Source organism: Roseateles saccharophilus (assembly GCF_031458095.1).
GTDB lineage: Bacteria > Pseudomonadota > Gammaproteobacteria > Burkholderiales > Burkholderiaceae_C > Pelomonas > Pelomonas saccharophila_A.
Map to the genome: position 1 here is coordinate 800,836 of NZ_JAVDXU010000003.1, position 21,038 is coordinate 821,873.

The following is a 21,038-nucleotide window of genomic DNA, read 5'->3' on the forward strand; positions in this document are numbered from 1 at the left end:
GCGCGGCTTTGTTCATGACTGCTTGCCCCCGGGACGCGCGAGTACACGCAACTGCATCTCGGCCACGGCGGGCTGCACAGCACCTTTCATCGTGAAGCGCTCGACGACCATGCGACGCTCCTGCGCGGCCATCTCGGCCAGCAAGGTGAACAGGGGGGCGCGCTGCACTTCGACACTGATCCGCGCCTGCAACACCACATAGCCGGGCGGCAATTCATTCACCGGCTTGGCGCCCGGCTCGGCGCGCACCAGCGTGATCTCACGGACCTTGAGGCCCAGGCGTTGGGCGGTATTGCGCAGCCAGTCCTGCAGGCCTGCCTCCGTCAGCGCCAGATCGGGGTCGGCCCAGACGGTGGTCTCGTAGGCGGCCTTGAGACCGGCAACTTCCTGACTGCGACGCGACCAGTCCGCCTCCTTGGACAGGGCCTGCAGACGCGCCACCTCGGTGGCCAGCACGCGGCTGCGCTCCAGTGAGGCATCGGCAGCATCGAAGCCGGCGAGCACGAGGTAGACGCTGAGCAGGGCCAAGCCCAGCCAGGCGCCCAGCCGGACCAGGCGCGACTCGGCCCATTGCTCGCGCAACTGGGTCCAGGAGGAAAGCAGAGCGTCGCGGTTCATCAGCGGTTGGGGATGGCGTCGAACACCGAGGACGGCGGCAGGCCGTTCGCGTCCGGCTTGGCGACGATGGGCTTGGTGGGCTGCGGCGGTCCCTTTGGGGGGGGGGTCGGTACAGCCGCCCGAGGTGCGGCTGCGGGCGCCGGCGCGGGTGCCGGCAAGATCGCCGGTGCCGTCGCCGGGGCAGTGGCAGCAGCCGGCGCGGCCGCGACGCCAGCGGTCGGCAGCGGTGCGGCGGGCTCTGCCGCTGCAACCACCGGCGGTAGCGCACCGCGGATGCGCATGTCCATGACCAGCAGGTTGCTGGCGTTGTCGGCGCGGACTTCGGTCACGTCGGTGAACCAGCCACCCGCCTGCAATTCCTTCACGACGTTGGCGCGCCCGGTGTTGGGGCCGAGCTGGAGCGCGAGCCTGAGCTTGTCGCCCTCGAGCTCGAGCTCCTTGATCTGGACATTCAGACGCGCCAGCGTGTCGTTCAGGTAGCCCAGCACATCCACCGGCTGCGGTGCGGCGAACCAGCTTGCCAGCTTCTCGACTTCAGCCATCTGCGCCATCGTCGCGTCGCGCGCGGCCAAGACGGGGCGTGCGCTGGCCTTCAGGTCAGCAACCTGCTGGGTCAGGCGGCGCTCCTGGCTGTGCGCGTCCCACCACTGGTGGGCCATCACACCGACGCCCAACAAGAGACCCAGCCCGCCCAGCAGCACGAGACGTTGCTCCGGCCCCCGCTCCGCGTCGGCCGAGGGATGCAGGGGAAAGTGCCTGGCCCACGGCGTGACGGCCGCCAGAGGCGTCTGCGGCTCCGGCATCGGCACGGTCACTCCGTCACGGCTGGCGCCGCAGGCACGGACGAACTCCTGCCAATCCGATTCCGACAAGGCCTCGGGCCACCAACGGCTGGCGACCAACTGCCCTTCTTGCCATTGCTGGGCCTCATAGCCCTCGACATTGCGCAGCAATCGTAGACCGTCGGCGCCGCCTGCCTGCGAGAAGCTTTCATACAGCAGCTGACAACGCTCGGGGGGCAAGCCAGCCGCAAGCGCGTCTTGATGAAGGACCGCCTCGTCCCAGGCGATCGCCAAGCCCTGCTCGCCCTGGACGACCAGCCGTGCGGCGGTGTGATCGAAGGGCCGCCACGCCTGGACCTGCAGCCTCAACGCTCCCAGTCGCTCCGGCGCCGGAATGCCCTGCAACCGGAACCAGCGCAGGCGGCAGCGGCTGCGCGGCAGCAACAGCGGCGTACGCGCCCAGGGGTGCGGAGTCGGGGTCGGGTCGAAGCCCTCAAGGCGCCACGCTGCTGGCGGCGCGTTGGGCGTTCGTGGCGAGAGGAAACGCGAGAGCGCGGGGAGCTTCATCAAGGGGATTGAGCCGCTTCGTGCTGTGCTGTTCGGTGATGACCCACGGGCCAAGCTCCCCTGCGGGCGTCAAACGCGCATTGTACTCAAGGGCCATCGGCAGACCCGGCGACCAGAGCGTGATGCGGGCATCGTTGCCCACCGAGAGGATGTAGTCCTCCTCGGCCATTGGCAATCCGAGAACGGCGCTTGCGACCCGCAGGTCGCGCAGCTGGTCCTGGGCGCGCAATTGCAGGATCTGGTCGATCTGGGCCGCAGGGGCCGTCGGGAAAGTGGCGCGCAGCGTGGCCGGCGGCGCCGTGGCCGGGTTGAACAGGTGCCCGGGATCGGAAGACAGCCAGCTGCTCCAGCGTGCCAACCGCGCGGGATCGTCCCGCCACAGGGGCATGACCTGCAGTTCGCGCAGGCTCAGCAGCCAATCATTGCGTGGCCCCGGCAGGCCCAGCGCCTGGTATTCGCCGCGTTCGGCGCCGTTCAGGCGCTTGAGGTTGTCGGTATCGATGTAGTCGTCAAGCACATCGATCATGGCCTGGGCGCGCGTCACCGTCACGCCGTCCTGCACCAGCAGCGCCTGCAGCACCGCGCGTGGGGCGCCGTTGGCCGACAGCAGTCCACGTACATCCTGAAGCTGGACCCAGGCACCGTTGTCGACCTTGTAGGGCCGACCGTCCTCGCGCAGTTGCAGCGCCGCATCGCCCCGACCGGTGGGCTGCAGCGGCCGGGTAGCGTTCCAGTAAAGCGTCGCCGCCAACGCCCCCGACACTGCGGCCTGGCCGTCAGCGTATTGCTGGAAGTCCAGCGCATTGCGACGCAGGTCATCATTGCGTTGGGCGAACCGCTGCACGACGAAGGCCATCACGGCCAGCACGCCGAGCACCATCAACAGCACATAGCCCGATTGGTGCGCCCGACGCTTCATTGGCGCTCCCATTGAGCCAGCCGGGGTCGGCCGGGCATGGTGGTGCTGATCTCCGCCACCAGCGGGCCACCCAGTTCCGGACCGAGGTCGATCCAGACCGCACGCGGCAGCCGCGGCAGCGATGCCTGGAGATCGCGCCGGAAATCCAGATCTGGGTCACCGCTGGATGCCGGTGCGGACTGGGCGATGGGCCACTGGTCCTGCCAGACGCCCGCGCCGTCGAGATAGCGGAAGCGCCCCTCGCGGCCCGTCCAGCTCATCAACTCCACAGGCCGCACTTCCTCGATGGCAATCGTGGCCGCGGCCTTGGCATCGACGATCAACAGCCTCTGCCGCCGGGTCGTGGCATCGGCGATGAACTGAAGCTGGACGATCTGACCGGTTGCCGCTCCCGGCAGCGCCAGCGTCTCGCTGCTCGCCAGGCGCAGCTGCTGCGCATCGCCAACGAACTGGCGAGGTGCGCCGATCTGCTCGACCAACGCCGTCTGCACCAGGCTGCGCAACCATTCACGTCGCACCAGATCGAGCTGGCCGTCCACGCCGGAACGCTGGAGCAGCCGCTCCACGCGCGAAATCTGGCTCATCGCCTGCCAAAGCACGGTGGCAATCATGGCCATCAACGCCAGCGTGACGATCATCTCGACGAGGGTGAAGCCGCGGCTTGCGCGCCGTGACGCCCGCGGCGGCTTCATGGACGACCTCCATTGCCGCCCGGCGAAGCGAACGGCGCGGGGGTGGCAAGACTGACATTCGCTGGCCGCCAGCCGGCAACCAGCTGCTCCCAGCTCACGCGCGGGCCGGTCTCGCCCTGCTTCAGCGTGGCCTGGATGCGGTAGAGCCCGAGCTCCCATCGGGGCACCAGGTTGCCGCCCAGATCGAATTCATTGCGCGACGGCTCCACCAGCGTCGAAGTCCAGCTGAGTTGCAGCTCACCCTGTCGAAGCTCGCCTTGCGGCTGCCGGGCGGGATTCACCAACCTCAGCCAGCTCACGCCTTCGAGCTGCAGCTGCGCGCGCGCTTGGGCGTCCCGCAGGCGGCTTGCGGTCTGCAGGTTCTGGTTGACCCAGGCGAACAGCATCAGGCCCGAGGTCGCCAGGATGACCAAGGCGACGACGACTTCCATGAGAGTGAAACCGCGCGCGCCGCGACGAAGCCTGCGCCGCACCTCAGCCTCCTTCCCTGACCTTGCCCGTGATGGCTTCGATGCGCCAGGTTTCCTTGAGCTTGCCCCGGCTGAGGACCAAGGTACCGCCCGAGGCCACGCCCAGCGCGTCATAGCCCAGCGGCTTGGGCAGGTAGATTTCAGTCTCGTCCGGTGCGCCGGGCACGGCCTGAAGCAGGTCCTTGGCCTCGAGTGTCAGCGCCTCGCCCTTCAGAAAGGTTCGGACCGGCAGCGCCTCGAGATAGCTGCGAAAGTCGTCGCGCCAGCCCCGCTCCCGCGCTGCGTCGAGCCAGCCGACGGCGCGCGGGGCCGCGATCCCCGCAGCCAACGCCATCAGTGCGAGCACGACGAGCAGTTCGAGCAGGGTAAAGCCACCGTGGCGGGGGCGAGCCGCCCCCTCTTCGTGGCGGCCGGCGAATGCCAATGCCGACAATGAGATCCTGCTTCAGTTGGCCGGCAGCACGCCGATGTCCGCCCCGTCGCCCTCGCCGCCCGGCTGGCCATCAGCGCCAAGGGAGTAAAGCGCGAAGGGCTGGCCATCCCGGCCCGGAAGCGTGTACTGGAAGGGATGGGACCAGGGATCCAGCGGCACCGCCTCGTCGAGATAGGGGCCGCGCCAGCGGGGCGCCAATGCCGGATCAGTGGGGGCCTTGTTCAGAAGGGACAACCCCTCCTGGGCGGTCGGATAGCGACCGATATCGAGCCGCAGATTCTCGACGGCACCGCGCAGCAATTTGATCTGGGTGGTAGCCGTGGTCACCCGCCCCTGATCCACCTTCTTGAAAAGCCGCGGCCCGACCAAGCCGGCGATCAAGCCGATGATGGTCAGAACCACCAACATTTCCAGAAGGGTGAAGCCGCTCGGCCGTCCCCGAGAAGCCAGAGAAATTCGATTCATGGTTTTGCCGTGTCGCAGTGAGCTGCAGTTTAAGAGATGACAGCCCATGAAAAAGGGCGCCCGAAGGCGCCCTTGCTCTCTATTGCAAACCGCCGAAGCGGTATGGCAATTACAGAGTCGGGTTGGCGTTGTTGTACGGACGCTCCAGGGGGATGTAGCCAGCAGCGGCGCCGTTGATGGCTTGCTGGTAGACACCCTTGACCTTGGCAGCCGACGAGTTGATCGTGAAGGTGATCGAACCACGCTTGCCGGTGCTGAACGTGCAGATGTCCTTGGCGGTGATGGCCGTCGTGCCGGACACCAGCGTGCCGTTGCGAGCGCCACCGTAGGTCACCGTCACGCCTGCTTCAGCCTGGCAGGTTGCGCTGTAGGTTGCAGCGGTACCGACGTTCTGGAAGAAGAAGCGGGTCAGGTTGCCGTTGGTGTCGTCGTTGTTGAAGAACGCCGAGCGCAGCTCGATGGCGTTCGCCGTCCAGACCCACCAGTTGGCGTTGCCAGCCAAGGACTGGTCAGCCACGCCGGTCAGCTGGGGATCAACCACTGCCGAGACGCCGAAGGTGCGCGAGGTGCCCAGGGACTTCGTCGCTGCGGTCTTCAGGTTCACCTGGACGACCGTGTTGCCCGTCGAGTTGAAAGCCGTGCCGACAGCGTTGAACACCATGGTGGCCGTAGCGCCGTTACCGGCAGCAACAACGGTCGGGTTCACAACCGTACCGCCCAGGTTGACGTTCACAACAGCGTTGGCCACGTCGAGGCCGTCTTGGTCGCCGGTCACCGTGAAGGTGATCTTGGAAACGTCGACCTTGGCGTCGAAGGCGGTGCCGCCAGCGTTGGTCAGCGAGCCGTTGACGTTGACGACGAAGTTGGCTTCGGCGACGGTCGTGGAGTCACCGTTCTGGGCGATGAAGCCGAACAGCGGGCTGTTGCCGGCGTTGAACAGCACGTCAGCGGAAGTGCCGGTGTCCTGGTTGGCAACCAGCGTCACGGCGCGGTAGCTCTGAGCCACCACGTTCGTCAGGTCGTTGGAGTTGTCGATGCGGGCGTTCTCGCTCAGCTCGAACACGCCGACGGACACGCTCTCGGTGGTGCCTTCGGTAGCCAGCGAGTGGTTCGAGAACACGAGGCCATTGAACGTCAGCACGGCTGCGTTGGCAGCGAAGGCGGTCGTCACGTCAACTTCGTATGCGCACTCGGTCGCGCCGGAGCGCTTCAGGCTCACGGTCACAGCACCGCCGCCGCCGACCACGTTCGTGGGCAGAGGGCAGGTACCGTTGAACTTCGTGGTCGCCGAAACGGGCTTCACCACCACAGTGAAGTCCTGAGCAGCCGTACGAGCCACACCGATGGTCAGAGCCAGGTCGGGAAGCGTGACGGCCGTCGTGTTGGTGATGGCTTCCAAGGCGAAATTGCGCTTGGTGACCGCCAGGGAGCCCGCGAAAGCGGACGTACCGCAAGCTGCGGCGGCCGCCACAGCGAGGGCCTTGCAAGTGAAGCTCTTCATATTGATCAATTCTCCGGATCGTTGTTGCAACAATGGATCAAAACGTTGGTAGTAGTGATTGGGACACCCACCAGCACGCCGCACTGGATGATTGCTCTGCCCTGTTGCCCGGGCCGCAACAGCCACCAATACGGCAACCACTGCGTCGACTATGAGGGTCCTTCTCACCTCCCCCACATGGATGCGCCTTATGAAGATAGACGTTACCAAGCAGGTTGGCGGGCAGCATAGCAGACGAATTTGCTGCGCCTACACACGGCAGTGAACGAAAAGTCGGGGTTTTCCCGTCGATGTTGCGTCTCCGCCTCAACAAATGCCGATTACAGCAAACGCACTGGAAGCGTTACTTTGTTACGGTGTCTCACCATGCCGGCACCCGCGTCGGCAGGTAGGGCTCAGGGTCAATGCGCAGCGTCCAACGGCTAGACTTCGCCCCTTTCGCCCGCACGAGGCGCGGTGTCGCGCGCTCCTTCCCATGGAAACACAAAAAGATAACGTCATCGACGATTTGTTGGATCGCCTCGAGCGCGCGGTCTTCCAAAGGCAGACCAAGCAGGGCGTGCAGTTGTTGCTTGAGCTGCTGAACACCATGAGCACGCAACGCTCGCCCTTCGGCATCCTGCCGCCGACGTCCCCTCCAGAGGAACGCCGGGCTGCATACACGCGGATCGCCGCCATGATTTCGGCGCTGATCTGCAGCCCGGACTTCCTGATCGATCTCGCCCAAATCGAATTCCTCGCTGGCCGCAAGCCCATGCTGGAAGCGATCTTCGAGCTGAGCGGCTACGAAGGACCTTTCCACCTGCTGCGCTACAACGGCCAGCGCAACGCCGATGGTAGCGTGATGTTGCGCGCCAACCAGGTCTTCGTCCTCTCTCTCTTCTATTCGCTCGACGCGCTGCCGCCGGAATTGATCCAGGGCGTTCTCAAGCTGCCACCGGACCAATTGCTGCCGTTGATGGTCGGCTGGTTCACCGCGCCTTTCGTCCACCACGCGCGCGGGGAGGAAAATCGCAGCATCCTGATTGAGCATTGCTCGCGAATCGAAACCGCCAATCCGACCCAAGGCATCGTCCAGGCGATGACTTCGGCCTGGATGCACTGCAGCTACGCAGATCACCCTCGCAAGCATGACATCAAGCGCAGCCTCAACGAGGTCTGGCGCCGCCTGAACAAGCTGGGAGGCCTCAAGAGCCGCCCGAGCGAGCGACGCCTGGTCGACAAGCCCACCTTGTTGATATGCGCGGAACGCATGAATGCCGGGCACGCGATGCACCGCAGCTACGCGGCGGGCCTCAAGCAGTTGAAGGAACGATTCCGCACGATCTGCATGGCAACCGCCGGTTTCATCACCCCGGACACGCACGAGCTCTTCGACGAAGTGTCTATCCTTGAGAGCGGCATACCGCTGAAGGAGATCGGCGCGCGCATCGTCCGCTTGGAGCCGGACATCATCTACTACCCCAGTCTGGGCATGTCGGAATGGACGCAGATGACGTCAAACCAGCGTTTTGCGCCTATCCAGTTGATGACGCTCGGCCACCCTGCGCCTGCCATGATGGACACCATGGACTATGCCCTCGTTCAGGCGGGACATGGCGAGGCGTCCGGGGAGTTCGGCAAGAAGGTCATCGAACGGCAGGCGTGGGGCCAGTTTGCTCCGTACAGCGAGTCAATCAACTTCGCCATTGAAGCGAAGCCTTTCGAGGACGGCCGGCTGCACATCGCCGTCAACAGCTCGCTGATGAAGCTGTCGCCGCGCTTCCTGGCCATGTGCGAACGCATGGAAACCGAGGCGAAGCGCCCGTTGCATTTCCATTTCTTTGCCAGCGCGGCGGGTGTCATGTATGACCGCATCCGCCAGGTGTTCGAACGACGATTCCGCTACTTCACCCTGGAACCTTCTCGCCAGTACCAAGCTTTCCTGAATGTCTTGGCGCGTTGCGACCTGGCCTTGGCCGCGTTCCCGTTCGGCAACACCAACAGCACGGTCGATACCTGCTTGCTGGGGATCCCGACGGTCGCCTACTACGCCAACGAAGTGCTGAGCATCGGCGACCGCGATGTGATGCGGCTGGTCGGTCTGCCCTCCTGGCTGGTCGCCGACAGCGACGAGAGCTACTTCGAGACCGCCATGAAGCTGATCCACGACGACGAAGCCCGCAAGAGCATCGTCGACCAGTTGAAGGCAACCGACGTCAAGGCCAAGCTCTTCCAGGCACCTCGACCGGAAGACGAACACGAGTTCGTCGACGCCATGGACTGGATCTATCGCAACCACGAGGCCCTTCAGGCCAGCTCCCAGCATCTGCTGAAGGTCGGCGAACCCATCCCCGCCTGAATCCCATGAGCCAGAAACCCATCTACGTCACCCAGCCCCATCTGCCGCCGCTGGAGGAATTCCTGCCCTATCTGAAGGAGGTGTGGGACAGCAAGTTCCTCACCAACGGCGGCCCGATGCACCAGAAGTTCGAGCGGGCGCTGTGCGAATACCTGGGCGTGCCCGAGATCGCCCTGTTCTCCAACGGCACTTTGGCCCTGCTGACGGCGCTGCAGTCGCTGCGCATCACCGGCGAAGTCATCACGACGCCCTATTCCTTTGTCGCGACGGCCCACTCGCTGCTGTGGAATGGCATCAAGCCCGTCTTCGTCGACGTGGATCCGGTCAACCTGAATCTGGATCCGGCCAAGATCGAGGCCGCCATCACGCCGCAGACCACGGCCATCATGCCGGTGCACTGCTATGGCCACCCCTGCGACGTGGCGGCCATCGAGCGCATCGCCGACACCTACAACCTCAAGGTCATCTACGACGCGGCCCACTCCTTCGGCGTCGAGTCCGACGGCCAGAGCGTGCTGAATGCCGGCGACCTGTCGGTGCTGAGCTTCCACGCCACCAAGGTCTTCAACACCTTCGAGGGCGGCGCCATCGTCTGCAAGGACGCCAAGACCAAGTTGCGAATCGACCAGCTGAAGAACTTTGGCTTCTACGATGAAACCACCGTCGTCGCGCCTGGCATCAATGGCAAGATGAGTGAGTTCAATGCAGCGCTTGGCCTGCTGCAGCTCAACCATGTGGACGAAGCGCTGCGCCAGCGTAGCGAGGTCGACCAGCGCTACCGCAGCATGCTGGCGGACATCCCCGGCATCGAATGCCTGCCTCCCAGCCCCGGCAGCAAGCACAACTATTCCTATTTCCCGATTCTCGTGAAGCCGGACTACGGCGTCGCTCGCGACGGCCTTTACACGGCCATGCGCGACAAGAACATCTACGCTCGCCGCTATTTCTATCCGCTGATCAGCAGCTTCCCCATGTACCGCGCCCTGGCCTCTGCCGCGCCGGCCAACCTGCCGATTGCCACGCGCGCGGCTGACCAGGTGCTGTGCCTGCCGATCTACCCGGGGCTGACGCCGGATCAACAAGACCAGGTCGTCAACGTGATCCGCGCACTGCGCACGTAAGTCCCATGCGGCTGGCCATCATGCAGCCCTACTTTCTGCCCTACATCGGCTACTGGCAGCTGATGGGGGCGGTGGATGCCTTCGTCGTCTACGACCGCATCAAGTACACCAAGAAGGGCTGGATCAACCGCAATCGCATGCTGCTCAACGGCGATGCAGCCACCTTTTCGCTACCGCTGGCTCAAGGCTCGGATCAGCTCTTGGTCAGCGAACGCGAACTGGCCCCCAGCTTCGACCGCCGCAAGCTGATCGCACAGTTTGAGGGCACCTACCGCAAGGCGCCGCAATTCGACGCGCTGCGCCCCTGGCTGCAGGACATCGTCCTCGACCCCGCCAACAACCTGTTCGACTACCTCTGGCAATCCATCGTCAAGGTGCGCGACCGGCTGGGTTTGACGACACGCCTCATCGTGTCGTCCGAAGTGCCGCATGACGAAAGCCTCCGGGCCCAGGACAAGGTGCTGGCAATCTGCAAGGCCCTGGGCGCCACGACCTATGTCAACGCCATCGGCGGCATGGAGCTTTACGAGCGCGAGGCCTTTGCGGCCCGGGGCGTGGAACTGCTCTTCCACAAGGCCCGGCCGTTCGAGTACGCGCAGTTCGGCGCCCCCTTCGTGCCCTGGCTTTCCATTGTCGACGTGCTGATGTTCAACTCGGCCGAACAGACGCACGGCTTCCTGACCAAGAATTACGAGCTTTCCTGAAGGATGCGCGCCCTGCGCGGCCTCGGTATCTGAGATGACCAACACCCTAGACGCCCACGTTGAAGCCTACAGCGGCAAGAACCTGTACGACTTCGACAACGAGATCCTGCTGAACTGGTATCCGCAGCGCATCGCGTTGCACAGCGCCGGCGCCCGGTCGCTGCTGGAACTCGGTCTGGGCCATGGCTTCTCCACTGACAACTTCTCTCGCCTGTTCGATCGCCATCTGGTGCTCGAAGGGTCGGGCGCGGTGATCGAGAACTTCCAGCGCCGCTTCCCGGCCTGCCGGGCGGAAGTCGTCGAGACCTATTTCGAGAACTTCGACACCGACGAGCGCTTCGACGTGATCGTGATGGGCTTCATCCTCGAACACGTGGATGACCCGCGGCTGATCATCGAGCGCTACAAGCACCTCCTCGCCCCCGGCGGACGGATGTTCATCGCCGTACCGAACGCCGCGGTGATGAACCGCCGGCTCGGTCATCTGGCCGGGCTGCTGCCGGACATGGAGGCGCTCTCGGAGAATGACCTGCTGCTCGGTCACAAGCGCTACTACACGGTGGAAACGCTGAGCGCCGACGTCGAACAGGTGGGCTGCCAGGTCGATCGGCTGGAGGGCATCTACCTGAAGCCGCTGACGACGCGCCAGATGGTGTCGCTGAATCTGTCGCCGGATCTCATCCAGTCGCTTTGCCGGCTCGGTGTCGACTATCCGGAGTTGAGCTGCGGCATCCTGGCCGAGATCAGCGCCGGCAAGGCGGCGGCATGAAAGTTCTGATCGTCGGCGGCACCTCGTCGCTGGCCACCGCACTGCGGCCCGCGCTTGAGCGCTTCGCGCAGGTGCACACCGCTGGCCGGCAGGGCTGCGACCACGAACTTGACCTGGCGGCGAGCGCTGAAGGCATGGTGCTGCCCCAAGGGTTCGACGTCGTCGTCAACACCGCCAGCCATTTCGGCGGCACCACTGCCGCGGCGATGGACCAGGCCGTGGCCATCAATGTGCAGGGCACGCTGCGGCTGGCCGAAGCCTGCGCGCGCGCCGGGGTTGCCCACTTCCTGCAAGTCTCGAGCATCTTTGCGCTGCTGCCGAGCAGTTCGCCCTTCTTCAGCGCCTATGCGGCAACCAAGCGCCAGACCGACGAACTGCTGCAGCTCTGGTCTCGCTCGCAAACCACGAAGCTGACTGTGCTGCGCCCCTCGCAGTTCTACGGCGCCGGGGAAGCAACGCGGCGGCACCAGCCTTTCCTGTGCACCTTGATCGACAAGGCCGCCAAGGGCGAGGACATCACGCTGTTCGGCGGTCACGATGCCCAGCGCAACTTCATCCACATCGACGACGTGGCCGCGGCCGTCGCTGCCTGCATCGAGCAGGGCCTTGCGGGGACGTTTGCCTGCCAGTACCCGAAAGACCACGGTTTCGGAGAGATTGCGCGGGCTGCCGTGCAGGCCTTCGGCAGCGCCAGCCGTGTCGACTTTGACCCGTCGCGCCCCGACGTTCTGGACAACGTGCTGCCCATCGACCCGACGCTGTTCGACACGCTCGGCATCCAGCCCCGCATCACTTTGGCCGAGGGCATGCGGATGGAAGCGCGCCGCCAGGGAGTGCGGGCATGAGGACGGTGCTGGTCTCCGGCGCCAGCGGCATCGTCGGCTACGGCTCGTTGAAGGCGCTGCGCCAGCACCCTGCGGGCCTGCGCCTGATCGGCACGACGATCTACGAGGACTCGGTCGCCCCCGCCTTTTGCGATCTGTTCGAGCGCGCGCCCCTGACCTCCGACCCCGGCTACCTGGATTGGCTGACGGCCGTCATCCGCAGGCACGAGGTCGAGTTGCTGATCCCCGGCATCGAAGCGGACCTCTACTTCTGGGCCGATCACGCCGCCGAGATCCGCGCCGCCGGCGCTCAGCCGGTGCTCAACGAGCCGCAATTGATCGAGCTGTGCCGCGACAAGTGGCGCTTCTACGAGCGCCTGCGCGACGCGGGCGTGGCCTGCGCCATTCCCAGCGCGCTGGAGGGCACGTTCGATTCGCTGTCCGCTGCCTTCGGCCTGCCCTTCCTGCTCAAGCCGCGCCGCGGCTTTGCCTCCAAAGGCATTGTCAGGGTCGGGGATAGCGCACAGTTCGAGCCGCATGCCGCGGAACTGGGCCGCGGCCTCATGGCCCAGCCCATCGTCGGTCAGGACGACGCCGAGTACACGACCTCGGCCTTCTGCGACGGCCAGGGCGGGCTCAGTGCGCTGATGACGCTGAAGCGCCGGCTGTCGCGCGACGGCTTCACCGAGAAGGCTGAGGTGGTCGCCAATGACGATTTCCTGGAAACGACGCGGGCCTTGTGCCGGTTGTTCAAGCCTCTCGGCCCGACCAACTTCCAATACCGGCTGTGCGAAGGCGGTCCCAAGCTGCTGGAGATCAATCCGCGGGTCTCTTCGTCTACTTCCATCCGCACGGCTTTCGGCTACAACGAATGCGCGATGGCGGTCGACTTCTACCTGGAAGGTCGCCTGCCGCAGCAGCCCGCGATCCGCGCCGGCCGCGCCGTGCGCTATACCGAAGATTGCATTTTTTATGAAGCTGGCGTTCATCTCTGATATCCACGGCAACTACGAGGCGCTGAAGCAGGTGCTGGCCGCCATCGACGGCATGGGCGTCGATCAGATCTATTGCGCCGGTGACGTGGTCGGCTACTACGCGCAGATCAATGAATGCTGCGCCGAACTGCAGGCGCGCAAGATTCCGACCGTGATGGGCAATCACGACTGGTACATGGCCGGGGGCGGCTTCTGCCCGCGCTCACGCAGCGTCAACGACTGCCTGGTCTACCAACGGCGCATCATCGAACCGCGCCATGTGGAATGGTTGCAATCGCTGCCGACACAGCAGCGCGTTGGCGATCTGCGCGTCGTGCACGGCGGCTGGGCCGATCCCATCGACGAATATCTCAAGCCCAGTGACGAATACTTCGACAAAGTGGACGGCCGCTATTTCGTGTCCGGCCACACCCACATCCAGCTGATTCACAAATCGCCCACCAAAACCTATTGCAACCCAGGCTCGGTCGGCCAGCCGCGTGACGGCGACCCCCGTGCGGCCTTCGCAACCTTTGATGGCGCGGAGTTCACGCTGCACCGCGTGGAGTACGACATGCAGCCGGTGTTCGATCTGATGCACGCAGCCGGCTTTGACGACTACTACTACGGCGGACTCAAGACGGGTGCGCGCAATCTGCGGAAGCTGTAAACGACATGTTCAAGTGGAAGAAACTGGGGCGGCTGTTCACACCGGCCGATCTGCCCGGCGACAGCTGGATGAAGGAATACGCCCAGTCGCCGTCGGCCGTGGTGTTCGACGATTTCGTGCGCGTCTATTTCTGCACCCGCCCGGCGCCCAGCGCCGATGGCCAGTACATGAGCTACTTGGCCTACCTAGATGTGGCGCGAGACGACCCGACGCGGGTGCTCCGGGTGGGCGATGCGCCGGCGATGCCGCTGGGCGGCTTCGGCGCCTTCGATGAATTCGGCAGCAACCCGATCTCGGTGATCCGCAACGGCGACGAAATGCGGGTCTATTACGCCGGCTGGACGCGTTGCGAATCCGTCCCCTTCAACGCCGCCATCGGCATGGCCGTCAGCCGCGACGAAGGCCACAGCTTCGCCCGCATTGGCGCCGGTCCGGTGCTGTCTTACAGCCCCGATGAGCCCTACCTGCTGGGCAGCCCACGCATCCGCAAGTTCGGCGACACCTGGACCCTCTGGTACGTCGCGGGCAAGGCCTGGCTGAAGACCGCCGTCCGCCCCGAGCCCATCTACCGGCTGCGCATGGCCACTTCGCAGAACGGTGTGGACTGGGTCAAGCACGGGCAGGATCTGCTGCCGGCCAAGCTCGGCGACGAGGAATGCCAGGCCTGCGCCGACGTCATCGAGCAGGGTGGGCGCTTTCACATGTTCTATTCCTACCGCCAGGCCCAGAACTACAAGACCGGTGAAGGCGGCTACCGCATCGGCTACGCCTGGTCGGAAGACCTGCGCCACTGGACGCGCGACGACGACGCGGCCGGCATGTCCCTGTCCGCCGAAGGCTGGGACGCCGAGATGGTCTGCTACCCGCATGTGTTCGAACTGGACGGTGCCTTCTACATGCTTTACCAGGGCAACCAGATGGGCCGCACCGGCATCGGCCTGGCGCTTCTCGAGAACCCGCAGCGCTGGAGCCAGCGATGAAATGGAACAAGCTCGGCCCGGTGTTCGACCCGGCCGCCCATGGACTGCTGCCGGATTGCATCGGCTACGCCCAGTCGCCGCAAACCCTGGTGCTGCCGGACCGCGTGCGGGTGTTTTTCTCCACCCGGGCCCGTGACGCCGTGGGCAAATTCCTGAGCCATGTCGGCTTCGTGGACTTCGACCGGTCGATGCAGCGCATCCTGGACGTGTCGCCGCGCGCCGTGATCGAACTGGGCGGGCTGGGCTGCTTTGACGAACACGGCATCTTCCCCATGCATGTGTTCGACGATGGCGACCGCGTGCTGGCCTACACGACCGGCTGGAATCGCAAGGTCTCGGTCTCCGCCGACGCGTCCATCGGCCTGGCCATCAGCACCGACGGCGGCCTGAGCTTCGTCAAGCATGGCACCGGGCCGGTCATGGCCGCCTCGCTGCACGAGCCCTTCCTGGTGGCCGACTCCTTCGTGCTCAAGCGCGATGGGCTGTATCACATGTGGTACATCTACGGTACCCAGTGGAAGCGCTTCAGCCCGACCGAGGCGCCGGACCGCATCTACAAGATCGCCTACGCCAGCTCGCGCGACGGTATCGAATGGCAGCGCGACGGGCGATTGATCGTCGCCGACCGCCTCAACGAGGACGAGTGCCAGGCACTGCCGACGGTGATTGAGATCGACGGGCGCTTTCACATGTATTTCTGCTATCGCGAGGCCTATGGCTTTCGCACCGACAGCCGGCGCGCCTACCGGATCGGCTATGCCTGGTCCGACGACATGCGCAACTGGACGCGCGACGATGCGCAGGCCGGCATCGACGTCTCGCCCGAGGGCTGGGACTCGCAGATGCAGTGCTACCCCCATGTGTTCCGCGTCGATGACAAGGTCTACATGCTCTACAACGGCAATGAATTTGGCCGCGGCGGATTCGGCCTGGCTCAACTGGAATCGACATGAGCAATCGCGACTACAACAAAGAGCTGAACGACACCGGCAACATCGCCAGCGAGAAGTACGCCTACGGCTTCGACTTCGACGTGATGCACCCGCTCATGGTGCGTTCCTTCCAGCCCTTCTTCCGCCCCGGCAGCATGCTGGAGCTCGGCAGCTACAAGGGCAACTTCACGCGACGCTTGGCTGAGCATTTCTCTGACATCAGTTGCGTGGAGGCCTCGGACGAAGCGATCGCGGAAGCTCGCGCACTGAAGCCGGATTTCGCCTACTTCAACTCGATGTTCGAGACCGTCCAGCTGCCGCGCCGCTACGACAACATCGTCATGACGCATGTGCTGGAGCATCTGGACGATCCCATCGCCGTGCTCGCGCGCATCAACCGCGAATGGCTGGCGCCGGGCGGCCGCTTCTTCCTGGCCTGCCCCAACGCCAATGCGCCGTCGCGCCAGATTGCCGTCAAGATGGGCCTCATCGACCACAACGCCGCCGTCACGCCGGCCGAGGCTGAGCACGGCCACCGCATCACCTATGCGCTGGACACGCTGGAGCGCGACGCCACCCGCGCCGGCCTCAAGGTCATCCATCGCTCGGGCATCTTCTTCAAGGCCTTGGCCAACTTCCAGTGGGACCGCCTGCTGAAGACGGACATCATCACGCCGGCCTATCTGGAAGGCTGCTTCCAGCTCGGCCAGCAATACCCCGACCTCTGCTCGTCCATCTACCTGGTCTGCGAAGCCGGGGCTTGAGAGGCTGAGCCCGGCATGCACGTCGCCGTCGTCGGCTCCGGCTTCAGCGGCGTCGCCGTCGCCTGGCAGCTGCTGGGCCGCCTGCCGGCCGGCAGCTCGATCACGATGATCAACGGCTCGGGCCGCTTCGCGCGCGGCCTGGCCTATGGCACCCACTCGGCCGACCACCTGCTCAATGTGCCGGCGGCACGCATGAGCCTGGATCCGGCCCAGCCAGGTCACTTCGTCGATTGGCTGCGCCGTGAAGACGACGCCGTCGACGGCCACGAGTTCGTCTCGCGCCAGCGCTATGGCGACTATCTGCAGTCGGCGCTGGAACAGCGCGCCGCCGCATGCGCCGGCGTGGCGCTGCGCCAGCGAGTCGCTCTGGTGGACAATTGCCAGCCCTTTCCCGGTGGCTGGCAGTTGAGCTTTGCCGACGGCACTGCGGCGAAATTCGACGCCGTCATCCTCGCCATCGGCCATCTGGCGCCCCGCCCCCCCCATCCAGCGCTGGCCGGCCTTGCGGACTATGTCGCCGATCCATGGGCCGCCGCTGCGCTGGAAGAGCTGGCGCCCGACGCGCCGGTTGCCCTGATCGGCAGCGGCCTGACCATGCTGGACGTGCTGATCACACTGCGCGCCCGCGGCCACCGCGGCCCGGTGCTGGCCCTGTCTCGCCGCGGCCTGCTGCCGCAGGGCCATCGCCGCAACGAGGGGCCACCCAAGCCCTGGGCCATCGATCCCGCCATCGCCAGCAGCCAGCCGCTGCGTCGGCAGTTGCGCCTCTTTCGCGCCGAGCTGGCACGCGCCCATGCGGCGGGCGTGGACTGGCGCGACGTCTGGGCCGCCTTCCGCGCCGAAACGCCCAAGGCCTGGCAGGCCCTCGATGCGCGTGGCCGCGGCCAGTTCCTGCGCCATCTGCTGCCCTACTGGGACGTGCACCGCCACCGCGCAGCGCCCCAGGCCCGGGCGGTGCTCGAAGGAGACCTCGCCAGCGGACGCTTGCGCCAGGCAGCCGGCCGGGTCGTGTCCGTCCAGGCCCTCGACAAGCGACTGCAGCTGGGCTGGAGAGGCCGTGGCAAGGCCGGCGTCGAGACCTTTGACGCCAGCTGCATCGTCAACTGCTCGGGTCCGAGCTCGGCCATCGATGCTGGTTCGTCACCCTTGCTGTGGCGCCTGCAGCAGGCCGGCCGGCTCACGCCCTGCGCCCATGGCCTGGGCTTGCTGGTGGACGAGGGCTATCGCATCCGCGCTGCATCCGGCGAAGGTCAGTCCGGCCTCCACTACATCGGACCGCATCTGCGCGCCCAGCTTTGGGAAGCGACGGCCGTGCCCGAACTGCGTGAACACGCCGCAGCCCTCGCGGCGCAACTGATCAAGCCCTGAGCAGGGCCTCCAGCGCCGCCACGGCCTCGCTCGCGTCGTCGCGGCTGGCGTCGATGCGCAGGTCGGGCGCCTGCGGTTCCTCGTAGGGCGCCGACACGCCGGTGAACTGGGCCAGCGCATGGGCCCGCGCATTGCGGTACAGGCCCTTGGGGTCGCGCCGCTCGCAGACCTCCAGCGGCGTCGCCACATGCACTTCGCGAAAGTGGGCCGCACCGATGATGTCGCGGGCCATCGCGCGGTCCTCGCGCAGCGGCGAGATCAGCGCGCAGATGACCACCAGACCGGCTTCGCGCATCAGCTTGGCCACCTCGGCGACGCGGCGGATGTTCTCGCGCCTGTCCTCCGGGCTGAAACCCAGGCCGCGGCACAGGCCGGCGCGCACGGCGTCGCCATCCAGCACGGCGGCACCGACACCCGCATTGACCAGGCGCTGGTGCAGAGCGACGGCCAGCGTGGACTTGCCTGCGCCGGAAAGACCAGTCAGCCACAACACCCGGGCTTGGTGAGCGCGAGCGCTCGTCACGGCCGCTCCCATCAACGCGCGGCCGCGCCGCTGTGTTGGGCAATCGCTTCGTCCAAGGCTTCAATCAGCAGATCGCGCCTTGGCAGCACTTCGAGCAGCTGAAAACGCAGCGCAAGCAATTGCATGACGAAACCGAGGCTGGCCTTGTTCTGCGCCAGCGTGACGGAGGCGTCCATCTTGCTGACGACGAATTGTCGAACGCCCTCGGCCGTCATGATCCCCAACTGCTGGCGCAGCGCACGGATGGCGGGCTCCACGTCGGCCCACGGCATCGCAAGCACCTGGTCGCGCAGATGCTGCCTGAGCCAGGCAGCATCGCCACCCTTGAGCGCCTGGCGCGCCAGAACTTCGTTCAGCAGCCCGGCAGTCTGACGACCCGCTTCGCTGCCCTGCAGCTGGCGGGTCTTCTGCACCGCTTCCAGCACCTCGGGCCAGGCCTGCTGTGCCTGCAACAGCACGGTGCGCTGAATATGCAGGCCCATCAGCGCGCTCTTGTCCGCCGCAGGAGTTTCGTCCAATGCCTTGCCGGCCTGGGCCAGCACCGGCTTCCAGCGCTCCTGCGGCGCGCTCAGCATCTCGCTGGGCCGGGCCGGCAGTTCGAACGCCGCCATAGCGTCGACCGCTGACGCAGCGGCTGCCGCAGTGGGCACGGAGAACGCTGCCATGAGCAGCATCCAGGCCAGCAACACCGCCAACCCATGCGCTATCAGCGCTGCGCGCCGTGCGCGGGAAGTTGGGTAGGACACAGAGAACATCATCAAGGCTCCGAATGGGAAGCGTGGAATTCAGACCTCAGCCAGGCACCGAGCAGAGCCCGAGGCCGGGAGGTATCGAGACAGGCAAGGTCGCTCAGCACCCGTTCCCCGGCACCGTCGTCGACGAGACGGGCAACACGTACGCCGGTACAGGTGGTCGGCAGGCTGGTTTCGTGGTCGGCGAGGAGTTCCTCGAAAAGTTTCTCGCCGGGGCGAAGACCGGTGTATTCGATAGGAACGTCGTCGGTCGAGTGCCCGCTCATGCGGATCATCTGCCGCGCCAGGTCGGCGATGCGTACCGGCTCGCCCATGTCCAGCACCAGCACCTGGCCGCTTTCGCCGATCGCGGCTGCCTGGATGACGAGGCGGGCTGCCTCGGGAATGGTCATGAAGTATCGAATGATATCGGGATGCGTGACCGTGACGGGTCCGCCACGGGCGATCTGTTCCTTGAACTTCGGAATCACGCTGCCGCTGGAGCCCAGCACATTGCCGAAGCGCACGGCCATGAAGCGCGTGCCCGGATGCCGCTGGGCCAGGGCCGCCAGGGCCATCTCGGCGGCGCGCTTGGTGGCGCCCATCACATTGGTCGGATTGACGGCCTTGTCGGTGCTGATCAGGACGAAACGCTCGACACCGACCTCGGCAGCCGCCAGGGCGGCGTTGTAGGTACCCAGCGTGTTGTTGCGGATGCAGGCAGCCGGGTTGTCGTTCTCCTCCATCAGCGGCACATGCTTGAAGGCCGCAGCGTGGAAGACGAGCTGCGGCCGATGACGCGCGAAGCAGGCGCGCAGATGCGCCAGGTCCTTCACGTCGCCGATGACACGCACCAGCGGCAGATGCGGGAAGGCTTCAGCCAGCGCCTGCTCGATCGCGTAGAGGGCGTATTCGCTCAACTCGTAAAGCACGATGGCCCGCGGGCCATAGCGGGCGATCTGGCGGCACAACTCGCTGCCAATACTCCCCCCGGCGCCGGTCACCATGACGGTGCGCAAACTGATGGTTTCGGAGATGCCCGCCTCGTCGAGCTGGACCGGCGGCCGACCCAGCAGGTCCTCGGGCTCGATGTCGCGCACCTCGTTCAGGCGCCGGCCGGCCAGCAACTCGGCGCTGCTGGGAACCGTGAGCAAAGGCAGGCCCGTCGCGCCAGCCAGGTCGAGGGCACGGCGGCGTTGAGCGGCCGAGGCGGCAGGCATGGCAACGATCAGGTGGGTCGCGCCATGAGCCGCGGCGAAGCGCCGGACCTGGGTCAGGTCGCCCAGTACCGGCAGGCCCGCCACGCGGCCGCCCGCTTTGGTCGCATCGTCATCCAGGAAGCCGACAACCACCCAGCCCTGGCTGTGCTGGATACCTGCCACCAGCAGTCGTCCGGCATCGCCGGCGCCCAGCACGAGAGCGCGCCGCTGCTCCTGCCCACTACCGCTGGTGCGGCTGCGCCGATGCTCGTGCAGCATGCGATACCCCATGCGCATCATGGCCAGCAACATCAGCGCGAAAACCGGGTGCAGGGCGAGCACGGCGCGCGGCACCTCGCGCAGGTGGGCCATCAGCACGGCCGTGGCACCCACCAGTCCCGCGAGCAGGCAAGCCAGGGCCAGCCGCTTGATCTCGCCGAAGCCGGAAAAGCGCCACATGCCCTTGGGCACCCGCAGCAGCCCAAGCGTCGCGGCGTAAATGCCCAGCAGCCCCATCAGCACCCAACCGTCATAGTCGGGCCGCGCCGTGAACCAGCGCTCGAAGCCGAGACGGAACAGATAGGTGGCCTGCCAGGCGATCGCGACGACCGTCAGGTCAAGCAGCAGGATCGACAGCTCCCGATAGGGGCGCCGCCTCAGGATTGAATCAACGATATGCAAGCTGTGTGCG

22 protein-coding genes are annotated in these 21,038 nt (G+C 65.8%); 11 read left to right on the forward strand and 11 right to left on the reverse strand.

Annotation, left to right across the window (positions count from 1 at the left end; translation table 11 throughout):
• Window positions 1–12 precede the first annotated feature (12 nt).
• The 8 genes from J2X20_RS22605 to J2X20_RS22640 form a co-directional block, all read right to left on the reverse strand.
• A complete protein-coding gene (locus J2X20_RS22605; protein ID WP_310269848.1) occupies window positions 13–618 on the reverse strand; it encodes a GspMb/PilO family protein in 606 nt (201 codons plus the stop codon).
• Window positions 618–1,967, reverse strand: a complete 1,350-nt coding sequence (locus J2X20_RS22610) for a hypothetical protein (RefSeq protein ID WP_310269851.1) — start codon at window positions 1,965–1,967, stop codon at window positions 618–620. Before J2X20_RS22610 ends, J2X20_RS22605 begins: the two co-directional genes overlap by 1 nt.
• Complete coding sequence (locus J2X20_RS22615; RefSeq protein ID WP_310269853.1) at window positions 1,894–2,886, reverse strand: type II secretion system minor pseudopilin; 993 nt, start codon at window positions 2,884–2,886, stop codon at window positions 1,894–1,896. Before J2X20_RS22615 ends, J2X20_RS22610 begins: the two co-directional genes overlap by 74 nt.
• Window positions 2,883–3,578: a PulJ/GspJ family protein gene (locus J2X20_RS22620; protein WP_310269855.1), complete on the reverse strand. Its 696-nt coding sequence runs from the start codon at window positions 3,576–3,578 to the stop codon at window positions 2,883–2,885. The genes J2X20_RS22615 and J2X20_RS22620 overlap by 4 nt, the downstream gene beginning before the upstream one ends.
• Window positions 3,575–4,162, reverse strand: coding sequence for a type II secretion system protein (locus J2X20_RS22625; protein ID WP_310269858.1), 588 nt, complete (start codon window positions 4,160–4,162; stop codon window positions 3,575–3,577). Before J2X20_RS22625 ends, J2X20_RS22620 begins: the two co-directional genes overlap by 4 nt.
• A complete protein-coding gene (locus J2X20_RS22630) occupies window positions 4,053–4,481 on the reverse strand; it encodes a prepilin-type N-terminal cleavage/methylation domain-containing protein (protein WP_310269860.1) in 429 nt (142 codons plus the stop codon). The genes J2X20_RS22625 and J2X20_RS22630 overlap by 110 nt, the downstream gene beginning before the upstream one ends.
• Before the next feature lie 12 nt (window positions 4,482–4,493).
• Window positions 4,494–4,994, reverse strand: coding sequence for a type II secretion system major pseudopilin GspG (gene gspG / locus J2X20_RS22635; protein ID WP_310269862.1), 501 nt, complete (start codon window positions 4,992–4,994; stop codon window positions 4,494–4,496).
• Window positions 4,995–5,055: 61 nt separating this feature from the next.
• Window positions 5,056–6,447, reverse strand: coding sequence for a hypothetical protein (locus tag J2X20_RS22640; RefSeq protein WP_310269865.1), 1,392 nt, complete (start codon window positions 6,445–6,447; stop codon window positions 5,056–5,058).
• Window positions 6,448–6,922: 475 nt separating this feature from the next.
• On the opposite strand from J2X20_RS22640, the gene J2X20_RS22645 reads away from it, so the two are divergent.
• Genes J2X20_RS22645 through J2X20_RS22695 form a run of 11 tightly spaced genes read left to right on the forward strand, consistent with a single transcriptional unit; the run spans window position 6,923 to window position 17,894 of the window.
• The gene (locus J2X20_RS22645) at window positions 6,923–8,788 is read left to right on the forward strand and encodes a hypothetical protein (protein WP_310269867.1); all 1,866 of its coding nucleotides are present in this window, start codon (window positions 6,923–6,925) and stop codon (window positions 8,786–8,788) included.
• Between the two features lie 5 nt (window positions 8,789–8,793).
• A complete protein-coding gene (locus tag J2X20_RS22650) occupies window positions 8,794–9,909 on the forward strand; it encodes a DegT/DnrJ/EryC1/StrS family aminotransferase (protein ID WP_310269870.1) in 1,116 nt (371 codons plus the stop codon).
• 5 nt (window positions 9,910–9,914) lie between these two features.
• A complete protein-coding gene (locus J2X20_RS22655) occupies window positions 9,915–10,613 on the forward strand; it encodes a WbqC family protein (RefSeq protein ID WP_310269873.1) in 699 nt (232 codons plus the stop codon).
• Between the two features lie 34 nt (window positions 10,614–10,647).
• Window positions 10,648–11,382, forward strand: a complete 735-nt coding sequence (locus J2X20_RS22660) for a class I SAM-dependent methyltransferase (RefSeq protein ID WP_310269876.1) — start codon at window positions 10,648–10,650, stop codon at window positions 11,380–11,382.
• On the forward strand, window positions 11,379–12,227 hold the full coding sequence (locus J2X20_RS22665; protein WP_310269878.1) for an NAD-dependent epimerase/dehydratase family protein: 849 nt from the start codon (window positions 11,379–11,381) through the stop codon (window positions 12,225–12,227). The genes J2X20_RS22660 and J2X20_RS22665 overlap by 4 nt, the downstream gene beginning before the upstream one ends.
• Window positions 12,224–13,201 (forward strand): ATP-grasp domain-containing protein, encoded by a 978-nt coding sequence (locus J2X20_RS22670; RefSeq protein ID WP_310269881.1) that lies wholly within the window; start codon window positions 12,224–12,226, stop codon window positions 13,199–13,201. The genes J2X20_RS22665 and J2X20_RS22670 overlap by 4 nt, the downstream gene beginning before the upstream one ends.
• Complete coding sequence (locus J2X20_RS22675; RefSeq protein WP_310269884.1) at window positions 13,179–13,850, forward strand: metallophosphoesterase family protein; 672 nt, start codon at window positions 13,179–13,181, stop codon at window positions 13,848–13,850. Before J2X20_RS22670 ends, J2X20_RS22675 begins: the two co-directional genes overlap by 23 nt.
• 5 nt (window positions 13,851–13,855) lie before the next feature.
• On the forward strand, window positions 13,856–14,830 hold the full coding sequence (locus J2X20_RS22680; RefSeq protein WP_310269885.1) for a glycoside hydrolase family protein: 975 nt from the start codon (window positions 13,856–13,858) through the stop codon (window positions 14,828–14,830).
• Window positions 14,827–15,783, forward strand: coding sequence for a glycoside hydrolase family protein (locus J2X20_RS22685; RefSeq protein ID WP_310269888.1), 957 nt, complete (start codon window positions 14,827–14,829; stop codon window positions 15,781–15,783). Before J2X20_RS22680 ends, J2X20_RS22685 begins: the two co-directional genes overlap by 4 nt.
• Window positions 15,780–16,526 (forward strand): class I SAM-dependent methyltransferase, encoded by a 747-nt coding sequence (locus J2X20_RS22690; protein ID WP_310269890.1) that lies wholly within the window; start codon window positions 15,780–15,782, stop codon window positions 16,524–16,526. Before J2X20_RS22685 ends, J2X20_RS22690 begins: the two co-directional genes overlap by 4 nt.
• A gap of 15 nt (window positions 16,527–16,541) precedes the next feature.
• Window positions 16,542–17,894, forward strand: coding sequence for an FAD/NAD(P)-binding protein (locus tag J2X20_RS22695; protein WP_310269892.1), 1,353 nt, complete (start codon window positions 16,542–16,544; stop codon window positions 17,892–17,894).
• Here the strand turns inward: J2X20_RS22695 and cysC are convergent.
• The 3 genes from cysC to J2X20_RS22710 are packed head-to-tail and all read right to left on the reverse strand — an operon-like array spanning window position 17,884 to window position 21,028.
• Complete coding sequence (cysC, locus tag J2X20_RS22700) at window positions 17,884–18,429, reverse strand: adenylyl-sulfate kinase (protein ID WP_310269894.1); 546 nt, start codon at window positions 18,427–18,429, stop codon at window positions 17,884–17,886. The two genes, J2X20_RS22695 and cysC, sit on opposite strands and share 11 nt — an antisense overlap.
• Complete coding sequence (locus J2X20_RS22705; RefSeq protein WP_310269896.1) at window positions 18,429–19,175, reverse strand: hypothetical protein; 747 nt, start codon at window positions 19,173–19,175, stop codon at window positions 18,429–18,431. The genes cysC and J2X20_RS22705 overlap by 1 nt, the downstream gene beginning before the upstream one ends.
• The gene (locus J2X20_RS22710; RefSeq protein WP_310269901.1) at window positions 19,175–21,028 is read right to left on the reverse strand and encodes a polysaccharide biosynthesis protein; all 1,854 of its coding nucleotides are present in this window, start codon (window positions 21,026–21,028) and stop codon (window positions 19,175–19,177) included. Before J2X20_RS22710 ends, J2X20_RS22705 begins: the two co-directional genes overlap by 1 nt.
• Window positions 21,029–21,038: the final 10 nt, after the last annotated feature.